Genomic DNA, 21,007 nt, shown 5'->3' with positions numbered 1-21,007 from the left:
AGTTCCATACTCGGTGGTAGGAGGCCGGCGGGGTGCCGATGAGATTGGTGCCCCGGCCGGTCGCAGGTTTTCAGGAGGCGATATGGGACGCACAATGGCGGAAAAGGTCTGGGCCGATCATTTGGTCAGAAAGGGCCAGGGAGGCGAGCCCGATCTGATCTACATCGATCTGCAGCTTATGCACGAGGTGACCAGTCCACAGGCCTTCGAGGGGCTGCGCCTGGCAGGCCGGAAGATCCGTCACCTGGACCAGGTCATCGCCACCGAGGATCACAACACCCCCACCATCGACATCGATCGGCCCATCGCCGACAAGGTCTCGGCCCTGCAGATCTCCACCCTGGAGCGCAACTGCCGAGAGTTCGGTGTCCGTCTGCACCCATTGGGGGATGCAGACCAGGGCATCGTGCATGCTTTTGCGCCGGTCCTGGGATTGACCCAACCCGGCATGACCATCGTCTGCGGCGATTCGCACACCTCGACCCACGGGGCCTTCGGGGCCCTGGCTTTCGGCATCGGCACCTCCGAGGTGGAGCACGTTCTGGCCACCCAGACCCTGAGCCTGAAGCCTTTCAAGACTATGGCCATCACCGTCCGAGGACAGCTCAAGCCCGGGGTGTGCGCCAAGGACGTCATCCTGGCCGTCATCGCCAAGATCGGCACTGGCGGCGGCCAAGGGCACGTTCTGGAGTACCGGGGCGAGGCCATTCGGCGCATGTCCATGGACGCGCGCATGACCATCTGCAACATGTCCATCGAGGCCGGGGCGAGGGCCGGGATGATCGCGCCGGACGAGACTACCTTCGCCTACCTGGAGGGCCGGCCGCATGCCCCCAAGGGAGCCATGTGGGATCAGGCCCTGGACTACTGGCGAACCCTGCCCACCGATCCGGATGCAGTATTCGATAAGGAGGTCATCCTGGATGCCGATCAGCTGACCCCCTACGTGACCTGGGGCACCAACCCCGGACAGGGTCTGCCCATCGCCGCCGATGTGCCTGTGCCCGAAAAGATCGCCGACCCGGACAAGCGCCAGGCGGCCCAGGAGGCCATCGACTACATGGGGCTGAAGCCAGGGATGCCCATCCGGGATATTGCCGTGGACACCGTGTTCATTGGCTCCTGCACCAACGGGCGCATCGAGGATCTGCGCGCGGCTGCGGCCATCATGAAGGGGCATCACAAGGCCAAGAACCTGCATCGCGTCCTGGTGGTTCCGGCCTCTTCGCGAGTTCGCATTCAAGCCGAAAAGGAGGGGCTGGATCGCATTTTCGAGGACTTCGGAGCCGAATGGCGCAACGCCGGCTGCTCCATGTGCCTGGGCATGAACCCCGATCAGTTGGTGCCGGGGGAGCGCTCTATCTCTACATCCAACCGCAACTTCCAGGGTCGTCAGGGCAAGGGCGGCAGGACCCATCTGGCCTCGCCCGAGGTGGCCGCTGCGACGGCCATCAGGGGAACCATCTGCTCCCCGGCCGATCTGTAAGCCCATCAATCATTCGTCATCGTCATCGCCATCCAGCAGGCAGGAGGTCATCATGGAGCCACTTTCCGTTGTCACCGGGGTCGGGGTGCCCTTGCGCCGCTCCAACGTCGACACCGATCAGATCATCCCCGCCGTATTCCTGAAGCGGGTGCAGAAGACCGGCTTCGAGGACGCGCTCTTCTACGCCTGGCGAAGGGATCCGAATTTCGTGCTCAACCGGCCCGAATATTCAGGTGCCCGAGTTCTGGTGGCCGGGCCGGACTTCGGCATCGGCTCCTCGCGCGAGCATGCGGTCTGGGCTCTGCGGGACTACGGCTTCCGCGTGGTCATCGCCCCCCGCTTCGCCGATATCTTCTATGGGAACACCGCCAAGAACGGTGTTCTGGCCGCCATCATGCCCCAGGAATCAGTGGAGTTGCTCTGGAAGCTCCTGGAGGAGGACCCCGGCACCGAGATGACCGTGGATCTGGGCGCTCGCACGGTCACCTGCGCGGATGTGACTCTGCCCTTCCAGGTAGACGACTACGTGCGGTGGCGGCTCATGAACGGTTACGACGACATTGATCTGACCCTCCAGCACGAGGATGACATCCGTGCCTATGAGCACATGCGGGCCGAGCGATTCCCCTTCAAGCCGCGTACTCTGCCGGCCCAGCACATGCCCGAAGAGCCGGTCACTTCAGCCAGGGAGGGTCAAATTGACTGGCCTGGACCCCTGGCTGACCGCGGCATCATTTGACCGACGGGCCGTGAGCCCTCATATGAAAGCCGTTTGCTCCCTCTTCGCTTACCATGGAATGAGACAGCCATTGATCGCCTGTGACTAGTTGGCGAGTGAAGAGGAGCGGTTATCATGAGGCACAGCAGCGGCGATGTGCACGACTGGGGCGTTAGACGGGCAGTGAATACCCTAAGTGCTTTTGCCTTCATTTACGTGGCCATCGAGACCTTGGCAGGTCTTGTGGGGGGCAAGGTGGTTCTGCCTGCTCTCTTTCCGCACGCTTCCAAGGCGCAGATCAACGGCCCTCTGGGGGACTGGTCAGTGGCCACCTCCGTAGTGCTGGCCCTGCTGTTTGCCTTGATCAGCCAGTGGCCGGTCATCGTAGGCCGTGAACGACATGGCCAGGATCAGGTGCGGTGGGTCACTGCGCGCCGATTCAGCCTGTTGGCCTTGATCATTGCCTTAGCCTGCTTCTTCCTCAGTCAGCTCGTAGCCGGGGCGGCCAACTCCGGACTGAGCGCCGTTCTGTCCAGTACCGGGCTGCATCCGCCGTCCGCACCGGGTGATGGCGACATGGAAACGCCGATCATGCTCTTCTATGGCATTCTTTTGGGGCCCTTTGCCGAGGAGCTGGTCTTTCGCGGGGTCATCATGAACGGCCTGCGCCGCTTTGGCCGAGTCTTCGCCATTATTACTTCTTCCCTGCTTTTCGGTTTCATGCACGGCTCCTTGGTTCAGGGTCTGTTCGGTTTCATTTCCGGCCTGGTTCTGGGCTATCTGGCCATGGAGTACGGGTTGGTCTGGTCCCTGCTGGTGCACATGCTCAACAATGCTTTCTCTTCAGGTTTGTTGGCCAAGTACATGCCTCTGGCACCCGAGGTGGTCCGCATTGGCCTGGGCTTTCTCATGATCCTGGTACTGCTGGTTGGCGTCGTCGGGTTGCTGTTCAAGATCAGGACTCTCCGTGATTACTGCCGCAGCAATCGCGCTCCCAAGGGAATCTACGCTTCCTGGCGGGCGCCCTGGTTCCTGCTCTTCTGCCTGGCATGTCTGCTGATGGCCCTGAGCGAATTCGTACCAGGGCTGGCCTGACCAGACAGTCGGTGGCGCCGGGCCATTGTCGGGATTCTGTCGAAGAAGGGCGGGGTCGGGCTAGACTCGGACATGTAGTGTTGTGATATGAACGTGGGGAAAGGTTCGTGTCGCTGGACGCCCTTGACGGTCGTACGGTAGTGCATGAAGGGGAAGGATCATCGACGGATGAGGGATGATGAGGATCGCGACAGCGGCAGCGAGTCCGCCGATGCCCAAAGCGATCAGGGGCGCTGGAAGGTGTCGCGCTCCTCTCTCGCCCTCATGACTGCAAGCCACAGTGCCAGCAAGGACTACGCCCGTCATTGGGATTATGAGGAAGGATCCATCGACCTGCCGCCCTTGAGCCTGCCGGGGGAGGCCGTGGATGATGGCTTGGCCTACCCGGGACGGATAGCCCATAGAAAGACCGCGGTTCTGGGTGATGAAGGAGCTGGCGGCAAGGGTGCCAGGCCAGTCGGTGAACGACCTTCAGTGCTTCCAGGATCCTATGATTTTTTGGACTCGGTCACCATGGCCAGTCAACCGGGAGTTCCCGCATTTCCTCCTGAGGATCTGCCAGCTGACGGGCACGGCGGAAAGGAACCTCACAAGGAGTCGTCTCCGCGGCGTGTGGTGGTTCATCGAGAGCCGGAGGTTGCCAAAGCCGTGGAGACCTCGGGGCAGCCGGGGCAGCCTGCGGCCAAGGTCGTCTGGTCCTGGACCAAGCCCGAGACGAACAAGGGCCCGGTCTTCTCTTGGAATATGCACAAGCGCCGTAAGCCTTCCGCTGCCAAAACGCCATCCGTTCCCGCTTCTTCTGCAGTCGAACCAGCTGTGCCCAAGTCGGCTACCCCGGCCGGGGTGTCCACGGCCGGGACCCCCCCGGCCTCTGTTCATGCGTCAGCGGCCCCTGTGGTATTCGCCGACCGGCCAGTCGTAGTCCGTCGCTCGGATGCCGACTGGGATTCCCTGGTCACTGGTTCATCGGCTTCTGTGGAGAACGGTGCTGCTGTACAAGCCGCGTCCAGCGAAGCCGATCATCAGGGGCGTCGGGTCTGTTCGACTCCACGGGTAGTTGCCCAGCCTGCTGCAGTCGCCGGTGACGGTACCGGCGGTCGGGTCGTTTCGTCAAAGACTATTGACGGACAGGAGTCGGCTGTCGCACAGAGGGATCATGTCGGCCAGCCTATGCAGACCGGCCAGGCAGCAATTGCCGTTCAGCCTGCCCCATCCGAATCTTCAGAGGCTGTGAAGGCAGCTCCAGCGACGCAGTCGGTCGTCCAGTTCGCGTCTTCGTCGACATCCGTATCCGCCCCAGGCGCTTCTGTGGCTCTCGCCGCCAAGGCTGCCGAGGCTGCAGCAGCTGCTGTGGCCGCCAAGGCCAAGTCCTCAGAGACCGAGGAAGCCGCGACGAACGCAACCAAGCCGACCCGTTCTTCGCATGGTCTTCATTTCGGCCTTTCTGCCAGAGGCCGTGAAAGGAAGAGAGGAGTCCGTCGGTCGTCCAAGCGGCGGGCTGCTCGCAACCGTACCCGTCCTTCAGCCGAGTTGGCAGCCCCGCGGGTCGTTTCCAATGCTTCGGCAGGACCGGTCACAGGAACAAGCCGACCGGAGTCGGTCAACTCGCAGCCGATCGCTGTTCCAAGTGAACTTAATGCGGTCACGCCAGCTGCTGAAGTTGCGGCCCAGCCCACCACCGGCAAGTCCAACACCTACACAGCCAGTTCCGGGGTCCTCCACGCCGTCAACGGACAGGCCGCCTTCGCCTTCGTCTATCTGGCCATATCGGTTCTGGTGCTCATGGTCGGTTCGGGGATGATCCTGCCAGTCGTCATGGAACAGGTCAAGGACCCCAGATCCATCGCCTTCCTATCCGACGGGATTACCCTCCTGTCGGTCCTGTTGGCGCTGACCTATGCCTGCATTTCAGAGTGGAGCGTTATTCGAGGTGTGGATCAGCGGGGACAGGACGCCGTCCGCTGGCGAACGGATCGAAGAATGACCCTGGCGGCTCTGCTGGCCCTGGTAGCGATGCTCCTGCTGGGCCAAGGGATGGTTCATGAACTGAACAAGTTCTTCAATCACTTCGGTCTGCTTCTGCACATCCCCTCCCTGGCCTCGCACAGCCTGCTGGTCACCGGGGCTTCCTCGCCGATGATGGCCCTGTATGCCCTCCTGGCGGTCCCCCTGGCTGAGGAGCTGGTCTTCCGCGGCATCATCCTCAACGGGCTGCGTCGGTATGGACGGGTCTTTGCCATCCTGACCGCATCCCTGCTCTGCGCCCTGCTGCAGAGTGATCCGGTCTCCGGGCTTTGGATCTTCCTGCTGGGGCTGGCATTGGGATACTGCTCCCTGGAGTATGGTCTGATCTGGGCTGTCGGAGCCCGTGTGGTCGGTGATCTGCTCTTCAGCGGCCTGCCCAATCGATATCTGATGAGCGCTCCGAGAACTGCTCGTCTGTCGATTTTGGCAGTGGCGCTGGTCTTGGTTCTGGCTGGGCTGCTCATGTTCTTCCTGCACCGCACCAGTCTGTTGGACTACCGGCGGCGCTATCGAGCCCCTAAAGGCACATATGTTTCCTGGAGGCAGCCCTGGTTCCTGCTCTACTTGCTGCTCTGCCTGCTGCTGACGGTCTTCAAGTTCGTGCCCGGCCTGCTCTGAGGCATGACGCATTGGCGCTGCGGTGGTGGCGTAGACTTGGACAAGCTGGAGGTCAATGCCGGATGGCCGAACCTGCAGAGGATCATGAAAGGGCATGGTGACATGGGGCAGACAGCGGCGGCGCTCGACGCGTCAGGGACCGGGCAGGCTCAAAAGCCCAGACGAGGCGTGGCGGATCGTGCATGGATGAGTGCGGCCAGAGGTATGCTCAACCGTCAGGCCGCCCTGCTGCTGGTCTACCTGCTTATCATCAACAGCGTCGGCCTTCTGTTCGGTGTGCTGGCTCAAATGGAGTGGAATGCCGTGTTTGATCCAGTGCCTGCCCACTCGGGATTTATATATGTGATGAGCCATGCGGACAAGGAGTATGGGGGCATCATCAACCTGATCGCCGCCTGCACAGGCCTCTGCTTCCTGGTCTTCACACGACGTCGGCAGATCTGCGATTCCGGTCCTCTGGGCATCTTCCATACTGATCTGCACCCCATGACCTGGCAGGTACTGCTGGGATGCTTTGCGCTGACGTTGACCGGGCAGACCCTGGCCGACTGGTATCAGTCAGGCATGGACTGGACCACGGCGCGGCTGGGAGTGCAGCAGTCCTGGACCACGACCGAGCAGATCCAGCAGGCCTCGGGTACCATTCCCATGTTCATCTACGTCAGCCTGCTGGCCCCCGTCATCGAGGAGCTGGTCTTCAGAGGGGCCATCCTGCATGCGCTGAAGCCCTACGGCCACGTCTTCGCCATCGTCACCTCCGCCGTTATGTTCGGTTTCTTCCACGGCGACCTTGGCCAAGGGTTCTTCGCTTTCATCATGGGTCTGCTTCTGGGCTATCTGGCCTGCGAATACTCCATCTTCTGGTCCATAGCCCTGCACGTGTTCAACAACCTGGTCGTCAGCGACGGGCTGGAACTCCTCCTCGGGTTTATGAGCGACAACATGGCCTCCTACGTCAACGTGCTCATGATGTTGGCAGGCTTGCTGGCGGCCGTCCTGGTCCTCTACTTGGGCCGTCATCGGATTGTCGCTTTTCTGCGGGAAAATCGCACCTATACGAACGTCTACGGTGCCTGGGCCTGCCCATTCTTCATCATGCTGTTGCTGATCATGGGCTTCACGATGCTGACCCCCTTCGTTTCAGCTGGCGCCTGACCAGTATCTGACTGGGTGGACGCTCTATGCCCGAGGCGACAATTCACGGTGTCCCCACACCCCTTGTGGCAGACTTGCAGATAGGGCCGATGATGTGCCAAAGCCCGGCTCTGAGCAGATACGAGAAGGAAGCCGATATATGCCCAAGGTGAATACACAGAATGATGTGCTGCATGTGGTGGGCGGCAGACCCCTGCACGGGACCATCCAGGTCCGCGGGGCCAAGAACTTCGTCAGCAAGGCCATGGTGGCGGCCCTTCTGGCTCCTGGTGTTTCAGTGCTGAAGAACGTTCCCGAGATCCGAGATGTCCATGTGGTCTCGGACCTGCTGAGGCTGCACGGGGTCAAGGTGGATGTTCGTCCCCAGGAGGGTGTGGTCACCATCGATGCCAGTCATGTGGAGCTGGCCGACGTGGCTGATGTAGACACCCTGTCGGGCTCTTCCCGCATTCCCATCCTCTTCTCCGGACCGCTTCTGCACCGGATGGGGGAGGCGTTCATCCCCGTTCTGGGTGGATGCCGCATCGGCAGCCGGCCCATCGATTTCCATCTGGAGACCCTGCGCAAGCTGGGGGCTAATGTCGACAAGGAGCATGAGGCCGGCATACACATCACAGCGCCCGATGGTCTGCATGGGGCCAAGATTCACCTGCCCTACCCCTCGGTGGGCGCCACGGAGCAGACCCTGCTGGCAGCCGTCATGGCCGAGGGACGCACTGAGCTGTCAGGGGCGGCTACCGAGCCCGAAATCATGGACCTGGTGGCGGTCCTGCAGAAGATGGGCGCGCAGATCTCCGTGGATGTGGACCGGACCATCCGCATCGAGGGGGTGCCCTCCCTCAAGGGATTCACCCATACCTCCCTGCCCGACCGGATCGAAGCCGCCTCCTGGGCCTCCGCCGCCCTAGCCACCCATGGCGACATCATGGTCAAGGGCGCCCATCAGCCCGATATGATGACCTACCTGAATGTCTTCCGCAAGATCGGCGGCCAGTTCGACGTGCGCGACGACGGCATCCGCTTCTGGCACCCGGGCGGCGACCTGCGGCCCGTGGCCATTGAGACCGATGTGCATCCTGGGTTCATGACCGACTGGCAGCAGCCCCTGGTGGTCGCTCTGACCCAGGCCAAGGGTCTTTCCATCGTTCACGAGACCGTCTACGAGAACCGCTTCGGCTTTACCGAGCCCCTGATTCAGATGGGCGCCACCATCCAGCTCTACAAGGAGTGCCTGGGGTCCCTGCCCTGCCGCTTCCAGCAGCGCAACTTCAACCACTCGGCGGTCATCTTCGGTCCCACCCCCTTGACCGGCCAGGACATCGACGTGCCCGACCTGCGTGGCGGCTTCAGCCACCTGATCGCCGCACTGACGGCCTCCGGTCCCTCCACCGTCCACGGCATCTCCCTGATCGACCGCGGCTACGAGGACTTCCGCGACAAGCTGCTGGCCTTGGACGCGCAGATCGACTGATCCGGCAGGCATAGATGGCTTCCAAAGGCAAACCTTCCCCACGCTCTGCGGTGCCGGCCCTGTCCGACCAGCAGGTGGCCCTGTTGGCCCAGCGGCACAGGTTGGCGGATCCAACCCGCTACTATCCCACTGGACACCGCATACCGGCCCTGGACGAGATAGACGGTCAACACCCTGTGGGGACTACCCGTCTGTTGCGCGGAGTCTCCCAGGTGGTGCGAGACTCCTGCCGGGTCTATGCCTGGGGTCTGGAGCGGGTGCCTCAGAGCGGCCCATTTATCACCGCAGCCACCCATGTGACCCAGTTTGACGTGTTCATTCCCATGATGGCGCTCTTCCACCTGGGTCGTCGTCCCCGCTATATGGCCAAGGCCGAGATGGCCCATTGGCCCCTGATCGGCAGCTGGTTCCGCATGGTGGGCATGCAGCCGGTGGAGCGCAAGTCCGGCAAGGCCAGGTCGATTGAGGAGGAGTCGATCAGCATCATCACCTCGGGCAGGCCTTTGACCATCTGGCCTGAGGGAACGGTGTCCCGTGACCCTCTGAAGTGGCCCATGTCGCTCAAGCCCGGTGTCGGATTCATCGCCCTGGAGGCCTCGCGACAGCTGGGCCGCATGGTTCCCCTGTATCCCAGCATCACCTGGGGGGCGGCTTCGATCAATCACAAGTGGCCCTGGCCTCGAAAGAACGTGGTCATGTGCTATGACCGGCTCCTTGACTATGCCGACCTTCTGGAAGACGTGGATCAGTGGGGCGCGGAACCTCCCAAGCAGTCCGTGCATGCCCTCTGTGTCCGCCTGCGCAACCGGATGGAGGAGGTCATGGCCGAGATCCGTGGCGAAGAGCCCCCAGCGGCTGGATACTTCGATTACGTGACCATGACCCGTCGGCCTAGAAGCGAGCAATAAGGCCGGAACCCACATCCAATTCCCCTGTCTGGCGGTCGTGTCATAGGATGGTAGAGACAAGAATGAGGCTGCTGGTCGGCGTTCCCGTGCGCACGGCATTATGCAAAGGAGAATGATGACGAAGATCGCGGTATTGGGAGCAGGCGCATGGGGAACCGCTTTTGCCCAGGTATTGGCTGACGCAGGCAATCAGGTGGTCATGTGGGACATCGACCCGGATGTCGTGGACGAAATCGATAGCAGACATTCGAATGCCCGCCGCCTGCCGACCGTGAAGAGGCTGCCTGATGCCATCAGCGCTGAGGGTGACCGGGCTAAGGCTGTCTCGGGGGCAGAAATCGTGATCGTGGCCATAGCCGCGCAGCACGCCTGTGAGGCCTTGACGGAATTCAAGGGGTTGCTGGGTCATGATGCCATTGTGGTCTCCCTGATGAAGGGGATTGAACGGGGCACTGACCGGCGGATGGATCAGGTGGTCTGTCAGACACTGGATCTGGACCCGGTCAGGTTTGCGGCCGTCTCCGGCCCCAACCTGAGCAAGGAGGTGGCCGCACGTGAGCCCAGCGCCACCGTGGTCGCCAGCGCTGATGCCGATGCTGCCATGAGGGTGGCCTGTGCCTGTACGACCGACTATTTCAAGGCCTTCGTCTCTGACGATGTGATCGGCCTGGAGATGTGCGGGTCGCTGAAGAACGTCACTGCACTGGCCGTGGGGATGTCACGGGGGGCTGGGTTCGGGGAGAACACGGCCGCCATGATTCAGGCCAGGGGTCTGGCTGAACTTACGGCCCTGGGGGAGGCCTGCGGGGCCAAGTCCAAGACCTTCGCCGGTCTTGCCGGAGTCGGCGACCTGGTGGCCACCTGCGGTTCATCCTTGAGCAGGAACTACACCTTTGGCTTTAACCTGGGTCAGGGCAAAAGCATCGAAGAGGCTACCCGCGTCAGCAAGGGTGTCGCCGAGGGCGTGCCCACCACCGATGCTGTCGTCGCCCTGGGCAGGCGTTACCAGGTGGCGACCCCGCTGGCTACGGCCATGAGCCATGTGCTGAGTCAGGGTCTGAGCTGCCGGGGCATGATCGACGAGCTCTTCGGCGGGCAGATCACTGCAGAATGAGTCTGGTGGCCGTCAGAAAATTCTGATGGCTATAAGGGCGCGAAGGCTGTGAAGCCGGTGCTCTCAACCTTCTGCTCGATGATAAACGGTTTTCCAAATCAATCGCGTGTCTGACTTATCTGGTCCTTGCTTCTGCCCCGTTACGTCCGTTCGTGCCAAGCTTGTGGATGAGCGACCCTGACCAGGCCTTGCTGCCCGCCAAGGGGATATTCTGCTGTCTTGAGTGGTGTATCTGCCCGAGCAGATGCGTGAGGTTCGAATGCATGTCCAGGATGAGGAAAGCCGAGGGATGATGGTCAGGAAACGTGTTGTGGTGCTCTATGGCGGGCGTGCTGACGAACATTCCATATCCTGCGTGTCAGCGGCCGGCGTGCTCAATGCCATTGATACCGACCGATACGAGCCTATTCCCATTGGCATTACCAAGGACGGTCGATGGACCATCGGCGGCCAGGATCCCAGGCAGTGGGGTCTGGGCGATGCCAGTCTGCCAACCGTACAGATCACCGAAGGCAGCCGTCCGGTCATCCTCGACATGGCTCGCGGCAGGGATGGGTTTCTGATTGGTGACCATGCCGATCTGGTCTCTGGAGCCCAACCTTCCGGGACAGTCGGTTCCTTAGAGCCTTTGGGGCGTGTTGACGCGGTCTTTCCGGTGCTGCACGGCCCATACGGTGAGGACGGCACCCTGCAGGGCCTGCTTGAAATGATGGGCCTGCCCTACGTCGGATGCGGGGTCTTCGCCTCTGCTGCATGCATGGACAAGCACTATACCAAGATTCTGCTCAGCCAGGCCGGCATACCTGTGGCTCCTGGCATCACCATAGACTCCCGTGAACAGCGATCCGGAGCCGACCTGCTGGCCGCTGTGGAGAAGGCAGAGCTGCATTACCCGCTCTTCATCAAGCCCTCCCGCGCAGGATCCAGCTTTGGTGTGGTCAAGGTAGAAGAGCCTGAAGCCGAAGCACTGGCTGCTGCGGTCGCCGAGGCGGCAAAGCATGACTGGCGAGTCCTGATAGAGGAGGGCATTGAGGGGCGGGAGATCGAGTGCGCCGTGCTCGCCTCAAGCAAGGACAGAAAGCCCCGTACAGCCTGGCCTGGCGAGGTGGTGCTGGACAAGGCTGATCGGGACGAGGCCTTCTACGACTTCGACAGCAAGTATGTGGACTCCTCCGCCTCTCACGTGGAGGTCCCCGCAGACCTGCCAGAGGAGACTCTTCAGAAGGTTCGCGACCTGGCTGCCAAGGCCTTCAGAACCGTGGACGGCGCCGGTCTGAGCCGTGTCGACTGCTTTGTAACGCCCGAGGGCAGAGTCATTGTCAACGAGATCAACACCATGCCTGGTTTTACGCCTATCTCCATGTATGCCAAGGCCTGGGAGGCCACTGGGATCACCTACACCGAACTGATTACCGATCTGATTGAGGGTGTATCTGCCTGACGCGGAGTCGCCTGCGGAGTTTGAGGCGTCTCGTGAGAGGAAAGATGCCGTTTTGCATTTCTCCCGCAGGATGAGAGGATCATCTGGTTAATACTCAACGTCTTTTGTTTGGAGCTCGGCCTCCTGGACCAGGTAGTCCTGGCCGGCCAAAGCGCGGGTGGCGGCATCCTGCATATCGGCGGCGATGACGCCCTGCTTGGCGAACATGACCACCTGGCCCTTGATGCCATAAGGGGTGAAGCCCTGGAGCTGGACAATGGGCGGGTTGGCTGGCATGGCCATATTCCTGGTTGCCTGGGCCACCACCTGTGCAATGGAACGGGAGGACCTGGCTATATCGGCATCTCCCCGCAGGGTGAAGGGAACCGTGGTGGCGGCCTCGCCGGCCTCGGTGATCTTCTCAAGCGCCGTGGTGTTGAGGATGGAGTTGGGGATCAGCAGCTGGTTGCCGGTCCTGTCGATGACGATGGTATGGCGCCAGGTCACATCGCGGACCGTTCCGGTGGTGCCTTGAATGGTGATGATGTCGCCGGGTTGGACCACCTTGCTGACCATGAGCCCGAAGCCGCCGACGATGTTGGCGATTGTATCCTTCAATCCGAAAGAGAGCGCCAGACCGCTGACGCCTAGGGCGGCGACCACCGTGGATGGGTTGATTCCGAAGACTGGTTGCAGGATTGTGGCAGCAGCGAAGATCCAGATCAGGGCGCGGACGATGTTGACGAAGATGGAGGCACTGGGCAGGTTGGTCCGTTCCAGGGCACGTCGCATGGCCGCCGCTACGATCTTGGAGATCAATGCAGCGCAGACAGCCACGACAATCAGAAGGATGATCTTTCCGAAATTTTGGCGGAACCAGTAGATGACGGCATCGCTGAAGCTGGAAATGGCCTGTTCGGATCTTCCCATGGGATCCTTGTTCGTAGCGACGCTTGTGCTGGCAACATTGACGGTCGGATTCATGAGGCGCGATCCTCTGGCTCGTTTCCGGTGCTGACTGTTAGGGGCTTGTCCATCCACATATGCGGGCATCCCTCGTCCTGGTCGTGAATGCCCATGTCCCTATAGCCTAAAGACTTATAGAAGCCTGCTACCCGTTCCTGGGCGTGAAGTGTGAGCTGGTCGGCCCCGTGGCTCCGAGCGGTTTCCTCAGCCTTGGCTACCAAATTGGCGCCTAGATGCTGACCGCGGTAGGATTTCAGCACCGCCAATCGGCCAAGGGTCCATGTCTGGCCCTGGTCGGGGAAGACTCGGCATACTCCGACGGGTTCATCCCCTTCATAGGCCACGATATGGAGGCTGGCATCGTCGGTTCGATCGAATTCGTTGTGAAAGCCCTGCTCCTCTACGAATACGGCCTTACGGATGGCCTTGGCAACCTCGGGAATGGCCTCGCTCACCTCATACCGCATGCTTCCTCCTCGCCATGGTCCTCCGCTGTCTCCAATCTACCAAGCTTGACCCTCGGCATGAACGGATGTCCGAAACCGGACGACGAACGGTCCCTGCGACTGTCGGCTGTCTGACCCAGACGATTACATGGATGAGGACTCTGCAAGCAGTGTGAGCTTGCAGCAATGACACTGAAGTGACGCGGGAACGATGGGATGGCCATGGACGAGGACTCGAAACTGACAGGTGCGACTGCCGGAGCCGCTAAAGGGAATCGGCGCTCGCAGCGGGAGCGGATGCTTGCTGGCGAGCTCTATGATGCCTCGGATCCTGAATTGAGCCAGCTGCGGGTCAAAGCCCACGAACTTTGCCGTCTTTTCAACGCATCTTCTGAGCAGGAGCGGGACCTGCGCAGCCGGCTTCTGGATGATCTGGTGCCCGAACACGGTCAGGATGTCGACTGTATGGGGCCCATCTACTTCGACTACGGATGCTTCACCAAGCTTGGCTCGCGCATTTTCGCCAATTTCAACTTCACGGTTCTGGATACCTGCCCTGTACTGATCGGCGATGATGTGATGATCGGCCCCAATGTCACACTGGCCACCCCCTTGCATCCCCTACGGTGGCAGGAGCGAAATCTGAGGCGCCATGAGGATGGCTCCCTCTACGACTACGAGTTGGGCGCTCCAATAACCATCGGATCCAACTGCTGGCTGGCATCAAACGTGACTGTGGCCGGGGGAGTGACCATCGGCGATGGTGCGGTTATCGGGGCCGGATCCGTGGTCACCCATGACATCGCACCTGACTCCCTGGCCGTGGGTGTGCCCTGCCGGGTAATTCGTACCATCACCGAGGCTGATCGGATGGAACTGCCAGAGGAGGGCTGAAGGCCTCCTGGTTTGGCGCAGCATCCATGCTGGCCAGCTGCTGGGCTATGGTCTGTGGGTCTCCGCCCGGGCAAGCAGCCTGAATGCGCCCGTCCTGGAGGAAGATGACCCGGTGGGCGCGGGCGGCGACGTTGGGGTCGTGGGTCACCATGAGGATGGTCTGGCCGCTGCGGACGGCCAGGTCGAACAGGTCCATGACCTCCCGCGAGCTATGGGTGTCTAGGGCGCCGGTGGGCTCGTCGGCCATGATGATCTCCGGGCTGGCGGCCAGGGATCTGGCGATGGCCACGCGCTGCTGCTGGCCTCCGCTCATGTCAGCTGGATAGGTGTTGGCATATCCCTCTAAGCCGACGTTCGACAGGGCAGACAGGGCCGCTTGGGTGGAGATTTTCCTGCCGCCGAAGAGACTGGACAGCATGGTGTTCTGTAGACAGGTGAAGGCGTTGACCAGGTTGTAGTCCTGGAAGACGAAGCCGATATGGTCGCGCCGGAGTCGGGTCAGCTCTTTTTCTTTCATTCGCGTAAGGTTTTCCCCGGCGATGGCCACCCTGCCCTGCCTGACTTGGAGCAGTCCCGCGGCGCAATAGAGGAGGGTCGATTTGCCGGCGCCCGAAGGACCCATGATGGCCGTCCAGGTTCCCGCCTGACATTCCAGACTGATCTCGTCCAGCACCCGGGCGCCCTGCTTCTGCCGCGTTCCGTAGTCGTAGCAGATCTTGTCCAGAATGAGCGGTGGTGCGTAGGGATCTCTGGTTGCCCGATGCTGCATCCTTGCCTTCCTTTCGATCATTTCCTGCCCGGTCTCTACCTCTATAAGACCATGGCGTGAGCTCCTGTCAGGGTGTTTTTCAGGGTCGAATCAGGGACGATTCAGGGTTGGGATCCGCTGGATCCGCATTCCCTCCTGAAGGGTATGTATCGTGAACGTAGATGTGGTGTATTTCTTGCTGGAGAGGGGGCTGATGGGGATTCAGCGACCACCTGCTTCCTTGGAATTGCAAGGATGCAACCGTCGGTTGACAGCAAATATTGGTGTCTTTGTCGGGTGCAACCCAAAGCTGGTGGCGGTCGGAGCCCTGCACGTTTCATCATGGTCTCGTTGCTGGTTGAATCGGCAATCTGCCGATCTGGAGAAAGAACATTATGAGTTTCAGAACCAATGTGCAATATCTGCGTTCGCAGCGCAACATGACTCAGGAGCAGCTGGCCATGTTGGTGGGGGTATCCCGTCAGGCGGTGTCCAAGTGGGAGTCGGACAAGGCATACCCTGAGATGGACAAGCTCCTGGCCATCTGTGACCTCTTCGGCTGCACTCTTGATGACCTGGTTCTAGGCGATGTTCGGCATCCGGGTTCCGGGCAGCGTGCGTCCAAGCCTGACCATCAGGATGCCGCGCAGACGACTTCGACAACGCACACGAATATACCTGTTCAGTCTGCTGCGGAAGACGTGACCGGCTACGCCTCCTTCAGCAATGCCTACAGCCTGCGGATGGCTTTCGGCATCGCCCTTATCATGCTGGGACTGGCTTTCGGTGGTCTCTTCGCCGCAGTCAGCCAGCCGACCGACGCACAGAATGGTCTGGCCTTCCTTGCTCTGATGATCGGCATCGTCCTGGGCCTGGCCTGTCTGATACCGGCGGTTTCCGCCAGAAGGGATTTTCGCCGCCGGCATCCCTATGTAGCGGATTTCTACACCGATGAGGAGCGCTCGCGAGTTTACCGGCAGGCAACTTGGGAGCTGGTCTGCGGTCTGGCTGTCGTGCTCTTGGATGTGGGGATCAACTCTGCCGGATACCTGATCTGGGGCTGGTCCGATCAGGTCAGAGGGTTCGTCTTCTTCCTCCTTCTGGCTCTAGGGATCTTCCTGCTAGTCCATGCGGGAACGAGCCACAGAATGATGAACCTCCGGGCCTACAACAGGCAGATTGATTCCGTTGATGACGGTCGCTGGGACACCTATCGGTATGAGCACCGGATAAGCAATGCCATCAGCGGAGTCATCATGGGCATTTGCACGCTGGTGGCCCTGACTATGCTCTTCTCTGGCAATTACGACAACCTCTTCGGGTGGCGCATCCCATTCTGGGCCATTTGGATTATCGGCGGGGTGTTCTGTGGAGTGCTCCAGTCTCTGATCGGCATCTTCCGCAAGCCGCCTCGTGCCTGAGACAGCTGATTTGCCTTCTTTGAGGGGATGTAGTAGTCTAACAAAGTTGTGTGTTCATCCGCAGCCTTGCGTTGCGGGCAAGAACACCTGGGACGACTTGGAAAACAACGTAAAGGAAGTCATCATGGCAGCTCGTTGCGCGGTGTGCGGCAAGGGCCCGCAGACCGGTTACAGTGTTTCTCATTCGCATATCCGGAACAAGCGCATCTTCCGCCCCAACCTGCAGTCGGTGCACACCACCGTTGATGGCCAGAACGTGCGTCTGCGCGTCTGCGTCAAGTGCCTCAAGGCAGGCAAGGTGCAGCGCATCGCCGCCTGAGTGCGGTTTGTCGGTCGTATTGGGACCCCCGGGGGCAAAGCTCCGGGGGTTCTTGTCATCCTGAGGGATGATGGTCGGCGCATGCGGGAGGTGATCGGGTATGTCGGCAGTGGCTCGTGTTGGTCTGCACAGCACCGTGGCCTCGCTGGTGGCCAACAGGCGTAGGGTGAGTGCTCTCAAGGCTCTGGGCGTGGTCACAGTCGGGGATGCGCTGACCTACTATCCTTTCCGCATCACTGATCCCATGCAGGTCACCACTATTGCCGGCATCCGGCTGGGTGAGCCCTGCGCCTTCGCCGCCCGGGTGGATCAGGTGCGTCTGGTGCCGCTGAGTGGCCACCGGGGTTTTCGGCTGGACGTGATGGTGGACGATGCAGCCTTCGTCAGCAGCCAAGGCGGCACTCCGCTGGCGGTCAGACTGGTCTTCTTCTCCCATAAAAAGTCCTATATGGACTGGATGGTCCGTCGGCTGCAGGTAGGGGCGAATCTGGTCGTGGCCGGCGAGCCCGGTGTCTACATGGACCAGCTCCAGTTCACCCATCCGGAGACCCTGGTTGTTGCCGATGCCGATCGGGAAGTTTTGGCAGAGGCTTCCCGACCCGATGCAGCCAGCCTTGACGAGGCCTTGGAACGCGTCCGTCGACCGCGTCCGGTGTATCATGCAAGCTCCCGCATTTCCTCGGACCATATTCACGACGTCATTCTGGGTTTTCTACGTCTGCTGGCACAGGTCGATGATTCCTCTGAACCCATACCCCCAGCCGGCGCCGCCGAAGAGGAGCAGCCCAGTGCTGATGTCCACATCGATCCAGAAGCGCTGGGCCGTGCCATACCTGATGTGCTACCCGAGCAGGTCCGTGTCGACCAAGGGCTGTTGCATCGCGCCCGTGCCCTGCTGGGCATGCATGCGCCCGAAAGCCTTGAGGACTTCGCTGCGGCGCGCAAGACCCTGCGCTACGAGGAGGCCTTCGTCTCGCAGACGGCACTCCTGCAGACCCGTCGCCAGACCCAGCAGCAGCCCACTTATCCATGTGTGGATTCGGGCGCCGACCGTCCAGACACCCTGCCTGCCCGTTTCATTGACTCCCTGCCGTTCCAGCTAACCGATGGCCAGCGTCAGGTCATCAATGATGTCGATGTCGACATGGCCAAGGATCAGCCCATGCAGCGGCTTCTGCAGGGCGAGGTCGGTTCTGGCAAGACCGTAGTGGCCCTGGCAGCCATGCTCCAGGCGGTCCAGGCCGGTCATCAGGCCGTCCTGGTGGCTCCGACCCAGGTGTTGGCCGAGCAGCACTATGCCTCCATCGGCGGCATGCTCAAGGCCATGGGCACTGATGTGACCGCCACTGCCGTAGAAGGCCGCCATAAGCCTGTGGACAACGTCATCATGATCCGCATGACGGATCAGCTGGTTCTGCCTCTGGTGTTGCTGACCGGTGGTATGAGATTGGCTCAGCGCCGCTCTGCCCTGGCTGTCTCGGTCTCGGGCCGTCCCTGCATTGTCATCGCCACCCATGCGGCCTTCTCCAAGACCTTCCAGGCCCCCAATCTGGCTCTTACCGTCATCGACGAGCAGCATCGTTTCGGGGTCGAGCAGCGCGAGGAGCTACGCCGCAAATCCGAGCGCGTTCCCCACCTGCTGATCATGACAGCTACACCTATCCCGCGCACGGCCGCTATGACCTGGTTCGGCGACCTTGACATCTCCACCCTGACGGAGCTGCCCAGCAACCGGAAACCGGTCCGCACGCACGTCATCGCTGAATCGGATGGGGCGACCATGGGCGCCATGTTCCTGCATCTGCGTCGACGGATCGAGGCTGGAGAACGGGCCTATGTAATCTGCGCCCGCATCGACGAGGAGGACGACTTCTCGGCCGCCTCTGACCGACCTGGTCAATCTAGCGGATCCGATGCTCAACCTGAGCTGCTGGCTGAGGAGGGCCAAGGTGATGGTCAGCGTCCGCCTCTGCACTCAGTGGCCGAAATGAGCCAGCGCCTGGCCGCCCTGCCGCAGTTCCAGGGCATTGCCATGGCTACGCTGACCGGGCGAGACGACGATGCCACCAAGAATGCCGTCATGGCGGACTTCGCCTCGGGACGCACGCCCCTGCTGGTAGCCACCACTGTGGTGGAGGTGGGGGTGGATGTGCCCCAAGCCTCCTGCATTGTCATCTTCGATGCCGATCGGTTCGGACTCTCCCAGCTTCATCAGCTGCGCGGCAGGGTGGGACGCGGCGGCACTGATTCTTGGGCCTTCCTGATCTCGCGCGCCCCTGCGGATTCCCCAGCTGCCGAGCGGCTCGAGGTCATTCGCGACACTACTGACGGGGCCAAAATCGCCGAGGAGGACATTCGCATCAGGGGTGCCGGCGACGTGCTGGGCGATGCCCAGTCCGGCGGTCATTCCTCCCTGAAGCTTCTGCGGGTGGTCACCGATGCGCCCATGATCGCCCGTGCCCGCACCCAGGCAGGCCAACTCCTGGAATCCGACCCCACTCTGGTCGGGCAGCCCGAGCTGGCTGGCGCTGTCTTGGACTTTATGAGAGGCAACGAAGATTTCTTGGTCTCCAGCTGAAAGGACAACAGACCATATGCACATCATCGCCGGCCGCTTCAAGGGATTCCCCATTCCCACAGCCCTCAAGGGCACCCGGCCCACCACCGATCGCACCAAGGAGGCCATCTTTTCCCACTTGGAGTCCGAAGGTCTGCTGTCCGGTGCTCGGGTCCTGGACCTGTTCGCCGGTACCGGGGCTTTGGGATTCGAGGCCCTTTCCCGCGGTGCCCAGAGCCTGGTGGCTGTGGAGTCTTCTGGTCGTGTCGCCGGACTGCTGTCACGCTCAGCCGCTGGGCTGCGCCACCATCCGGCTTGGGATCCAGCCATGGATATTCGTGTCAGCAGAAATCGTGCCGAGCGCTTTGTTCGTCCTCTCTCTTCTGGCCATGAGGATGCCGGTCTGTCCGAGGCCTGTTTCGACCTGGTCTTTATGGACCCGCCTTATGACCTGTCGACTGAGGATTGCCAAAGTATTATGACCGGTCTGACTGGCCGAGGAATGGTGGACGATAGGGGCATGATCGTTCTGGAACGATCGACACGCACCCCGCCGCCCACAGCTCCTGAAGGATGGGCGATTGATCAGGCTCGCAGCTATGGGGAGACAGCAGTCTATTATCTGACGGCCCGCTGATTTAGCCCTGTAATTTAAAGGTTGATCAATTTAACGACAGATCAGTCTGATGGCTGGTCCAGAGGTCTCGGGTGGGTTTTCCGTGTGTCCCAGCCCAGATCCTCCAAGAGGCGGCGGTCATGCTTATCGAGAGTGGAGCAGTCCAATCGGGCGATCAGGTCGGGACGGATCCGACTGGTTCGCCTGATGGCCTCGTCGCGCCGGAATCTGTCCACCTTTCCGTGGTCGCCGCTGGTCAGTATCTCGGGAACGGCCATGCCACGCCAGGTGGTGGGACGTGTGTACTGGCGATATTCCAGCAGCGGCTCATCCCCGGTGTAGGACTCCTGCACGATGGATTCAGGATTGCCCATGAAGCCGGGCAGGAGCCGAGTGATGGCCTCCAACATGACCGAGACGGCCACCTCACCTCCATTGAGCACGTAATCGCCGATGGAGTACTCCCGGACATCGACCCCTTTGCTTCGGTAGTAATCGGGGATGCGTGCGTCGTAGCCCTCGTAGCGGCCGCAGCCGAATACCAGCCTCTTCGCCTGTGACAGCTCGGTCGCATCGGCCTGGGTGAACAGGGGAGCGGACGGGTTGGGGAAGATCAGGACTGGTTCGGCCACGCCGGCCTCGTGGCTGTCTGCTGATGAATCTGCTTCGGATGCTATGCCGTCGCTTGTGTCACTGGAACTCTTCATTGCTTCTTTGTGTTCTGTAACATCAGTGGTGCCGGCCGTCTGGTCCGCGGGCTGTTGTTCCTGACTCGATCCGTCTGGCATGTCCAGCAAGTCGTCCAGGCACTGGCCCCAGACTTCGGGTTTCATCACCATGCCTGCTCCGCCGCCCACCGGCGTATCGTCCACGGAGTGATGAACGTCATGGGTCCAATCGCGCAGATTGTGGGCGCGTATGGTCACCAGGCCTTTCTCCTGGGCCTTGCCTAGCAGGCTGAGCCCAGTTACGTCAAAATACTCGGGGAAGACGGAGACGATATCGATTTGCATGTCACCAACTTTACCTA

General features: G+C 61.2%; 18 protein-coding genes. 14 read left to right on the top strand and 4 right to left on the bottom strand.

All coding sequences use genetic code 11. The annotated features are described in order from the left end of the window. Positions 1-82 precede the first annotated feature (82 nt). The 9 genes from leuC to QRX41_RS04100 all read left to right on the top strand — a co-directional run bounded on the left by leuC (position 83) and on the right by QRX41_RS04100 (position 12,031). Complete coding sequence (leuC, locus tag QRX41_RS04140) at positions 83-1,486, top strand: 3-isopropylmalate dehydratase large subunit (protein ID WP_313838897.1); 1,404 nt, start codon at positions 83-85, stop codon at positions 1,484-1,486. A 52-nt stretch (positions 1,487-1,538) separates the two neighbouring features. Further along, positions 1,539-2,225 carry a 3-isopropylmalate dehydratase small subunit gene (gene leuD / locus QRX41_RS04135; RefSeq protein ID WP_313838895.1) on the top strand — a complete coding sequence of 229 codons (687 nt, stop codon included), beginning with the start codon at positions 1,539-1,541 and terminating at the stop codon, positions 2,223-2,225. Between the two features lie 114 nt (positions 2,226-2,339). Next, the gene (locus QRX41_RS04130) at positions 2,340-3,299 is read left to right on the top strand and encodes a CPBP family intramembrane glutamic endopeptidase (protein ID WP_198199243.1); all 960 of its coding nucleotides are present in this window, start codon (positions 2,340-2,342) and stop codon (positions 3,297-3,299) included. Positions 3,300-3,467: 168 nt separating this feature from the next. Continuing rightward, positions 3,468-5,942: a CPBP family glutamic-type intramembrane protease gene (locus QRX41_RS04125; RefSeq protein WP_313838891.1), complete on the top strand. Its 2,475-nt coding sequence runs from the start codon at positions 3,468-3,470 to the stop codon at positions 5,940-5,942. A gap of 102 nt (positions 5,943-6,044) precedes the next feature. Continuing rightward, on the top strand, positions 6,045-7,097 hold the full coding sequence (locus QRX41_RS04120) for a CPBP family intramembrane glutamic endopeptidase (RefSeq protein WP_313838889.1): 1,053 nt from the start codon (positions 6,045-6,047) through the stop codon (positions 7,095-7,097). A 139-nt stretch (positions 7,098-7,236) separates the two neighbouring features. Beyond that, a complete protein-coding gene (murA, locus tag QRX41_RS04115) occupies positions 7,237-8,568 on the top strand; it encodes a UDP-N-acetylglucosamine 1-carboxyvinyltransferase (RefSeq protein WP_144085306.1) in 1,332 nt (443 codons plus the stop codon). Positions 8,569-8,582: 14 nt separating this feature from the next. After that, positions 8,583-9,476 carry a lysophospholipid acyltransferase family protein gene (locus QRX41_RS04110; RefSeq protein WP_313838886.1) on the top strand — a complete coding sequence of 298 codons (894 nt, stop codon included), beginning with the start codon at positions 8,583-8,585 and terminating at the stop codon, positions 9,474-9,476. A gap of 112 nt (positions 9,477-9,588) precedes the next feature. Next, complete coding sequence (locus tag QRX41_RS04105; RefSeq protein ID WP_313838884.1) at positions 9,589-10,590, top strand: NAD(P)H-dependent glycerol-3-phosphate dehydrogenase; 1,002 nt, start codon at positions 9,589-9,591, stop codon at positions 10,588-10,590. Positions 10,591-10,882: 292 nt separating this feature from the next. Next, on the top strand, positions 10,883-12,031 hold the full coding sequence (locus QRX41_RS04100; protein WP_313838882.1) for a D-alanine--D-alanine ligase family protein: 1,149 nt from the start codon (positions 10,883-10,885) through the stop codon (positions 12,029-12,031). A gap of 87 nt (positions 12,032-12,118) precedes the next feature. On the opposite strand, the gene QRX41_RS04095 is transcribed toward QRX41_RS04100, so the two are convergent. Beyond that, complete coding sequence (locus tag QRX41_RS04095; protein ID WP_313838880.1) at positions 12,119-12,940, bottom strand: mechanosensitive ion channel family protein; 822 nt, start codon at positions 12,938-12,940, stop codon at positions 12,119-12,121. A 50-nt stretch (positions 12,941-12,990) separates the two neighbouring features. Continuing rightward, a complete protein-coding gene (locus tag QRX41_RS04090) occupies positions 12,991-13,443 on the bottom strand; it encodes a GNAT family N-acetyltransferase (RefSeq protein ID WP_313838878.1) in 453 nt (150 codons plus the stop codon). A 201-nt stretch (positions 13,444-13,644) separates the two neighbouring features. On the opposite strand from QRX41_RS04090, the gene QRX41_RS04085 reads away from it, so the two are divergent. Beyond that, on the top strand, positions 13,645-14,316 hold the full coding sequence (locus QRX41_RS04085; RefSeq protein ID WP_313838876.1) for a sugar O-acetyltransferase: 672 nt from the start codon (positions 13,645-13,647) through the stop codon (positions 14,314-14,316). Here the strand turns inward: QRX41_RS04085 and QRX41_RS04080 are convergent. Next, positions 14,276-15,085 carry an ABC transporter ATP-binding protein gene (locus QRX41_RS04080; RefSeq protein WP_313838875.1) on the bottom strand — a complete coding sequence of 270 codons (810 nt, stop codon included), beginning with the start codon at positions 15,083-15,085 and terminating at the stop codon, positions 14,276-14,278. The genes QRX41_RS04085 and QRX41_RS04080 overlap by 41 nt on opposite strands. Before the next feature lie 374 nt (positions 15,086-15,459). Here QRX41_RS04080 and QRX41_RS04075 point away from each other — a divergent pair, with 374 nt between their 5' ends. From QRX41_RS04075 to rsmD, 4 genes are all read left to right on the top strand, one after another. Further along, positions 15,460-16,485, top strand: coding sequence for a helix-turn-helix transcriptional regulator (locus tag QRX41_RS04075; RefSeq protein WP_313838873.1), 1,026 nt, complete (start codon positions 15,460-15,462; stop codon positions 16,483-16,485). A gap of 124 nt (positions 16,486-16,609) precedes the next feature. Next, a complete protein-coding gene (gene rpmB / locus QRX41_RS04070; RefSeq protein ID WP_015021347.1) occupies positions 16,610-16,804 on the top strand; it encodes a 50S ribosomal protein L28 in 195 nt (64 codons plus the stop codon). Positions 16,805-16,904: 100 nt separating this feature from the next. Then, positions 16,905-19,382, top strand: coding sequence for an ATP-dependent DNA helicase RecG (locus tag QRX41_RS04065; protein ID WP_313838872.1), 2,478 nt, complete (start codon positions 16,905-16,907; stop codon positions 19,380-19,382). Next, positions 19,363-19,998 (top strand): 16S rRNA (guanine(966)-N(2))-methyltransferase RsmD, encoded by a 636-nt coding sequence (gene rsmD / locus QRX41_RS04060; RefSeq protein ID WP_313839044.1) that lies wholly within the window; start codon positions 19,363-19,365, stop codon positions 19,996-19,998. The genes QRX41_RS04065 and rsmD overlap by 20 nt, the downstream gene beginning before the upstream one ends. A 41-nt stretch (positions 19,999-20,039) precedes the next feature. Here the strand turns inward: rsmD and trmD are convergent, their stop codons facing one another. Continuing rightward, the gene (trmD, locus tag QRX41_RS04055; RefSeq protein WP_313838870.1) at positions 20,040-20,990 is read right to left on the bottom strand and encodes a tRNA (guanosine(37)-N1)-methyltransferase TrmD; all 951 of its coding nucleotides are present in this window, start codon (positions 20,988-20,990) and stop codon (positions 20,040-20,042) included. Positions 20,991-21,007: the final 17 nt, after the last annotated feature.

This window comes from Bifidobacterium kimbladii, from assembly GCF_032193675.1.
In the GTDB taxonomy this organism is placed as follows: Bacteria; Actinomycetota; Actinomycetes; order Actinomycetales; family Bifidobacteriaceae; genus Bombiscardovia; species Bombiscardovia kimbladii.
Note: the sequence above shows the minus strand (reverse complement) of the source record. Positions and strands in the feature narration are given on the sequence as shown.

Bases quoted from the DNA above. Each gene is read 5' to 3' on its own strand.
- QRX41_RS04110 (WP_313838886.1), top strand. From the start codon at position 8,583: ATGGCTTCCAAAGGCAAACCTTCCCCACGCTCTGCGGTGCCGGCCCTG.
- trmD (WP_313838870.1), bottom strand. From the start codon at position 20,990: ATGCAAATCGATATCGTCTCCGTCTTCCCCGAGTATTTTGACGTAACT.
- QRX41_RS04085 (WP_313838876.1), top strand. From the start codon at position 13,645: ATGGACGAGGACTCGAAACTGACAGGTGCGACTGCCGGAGCCGCTAAA.
- rpmB (WP_015021347.1), top strand. From the start codon at position 16,610: ATGGCAGCTCGTTGCGCGGTGTGCGGCAAGGGCCCGCAGACCGGTTAC.
- QRX41_RS04090 (WP_313838878.1), bottom strand. From the start codon at position 13,443: ATGCGGTATGAGGTGAGCGAGGCCATTCCCGAGGTTGCCAAGGCCATC.
- leuC (WP_313838897.1), top strand. From the start codon at position 83: ATGGGACGCACAATGGCGGAAAAGGTCTGGGCCGATCATTTGGTCAGA.
- murA (WP_144085306.1), top strand. From the start codon at position 7,237: ATGCCCAAGGTGAATACACAGAATGATGTGCTGCATGTGGTGGGCGGC.
- QRX41_RS04075 (WP_313838873.1), top strand. From the start codon at position 15,460: ATGAGTTTCAGAACCAATGTGCAATATCTGCGTTCGCAGCGCAACATG.
- QRX41_RS04100 (WP_313838882.1), top strand. From the start codon at position 10,883: ATGGTCAGGAAACGTGTTGTGGTGCTCTATGGCGGGCGTGCTGACGAA.
- QRX41_RS04125 (WP_313838891.1), top strand. From the start codon at position 3,468: ATGAGGGATGATGAGGATCGCGACAGCGGCAGCGAGTCCGCCGATGCC.
- leuD (WP_313838895.1), top strand. From the start codon at position 1,539: ATGGAGCCACTTTCCGTTGTCACCGGGGTCGGGGTGCCCTTGCGCCGC.
- QRX41_RS04080 (WP_313838875.1), bottom strand. From the start codon at position 15,085: ATGCAGCATCGGGCAACCAGAGATCCCTACGCACCACCGCTCATTCTG.
- QRX41_RS04095 (WP_313838880.1), bottom strand. From the start codon at position 12,940: ATGGGAAGATCCGAACAGGCCATTTCCAGCTTCAGCGATGCCGTCATC.
- QRX41_RS04130 (WP_198199243.1), top strand. From the start codon at position 2,340: ATGAGGCACAGCAGCGGCGATGTGCACGACTGGGGCGTTAGACGGGCA.
- QRX41_RS04065 (WP_313838872.1), top strand. From the start codon at position 16,905: ATGTCGGCAGTGGCTCGTGTTGGTCTGCACAGCACCGTGGCCTCGCTG.
- QRX41_RS04120 (WP_313838889.1), top strand. From the start codon at position 6,045: ATGGGGCAGACAGCGGCGGCGCTCGACGCGTCAGGGACCGGGCAGGCT.
- QRX41_RS04105 (WP_313838884.1), top strand. From the start codon at position 9,589: ATGATGACGAAGATCGCGGTATTGGGAGCAGGCGCATGGGGAACCGCT.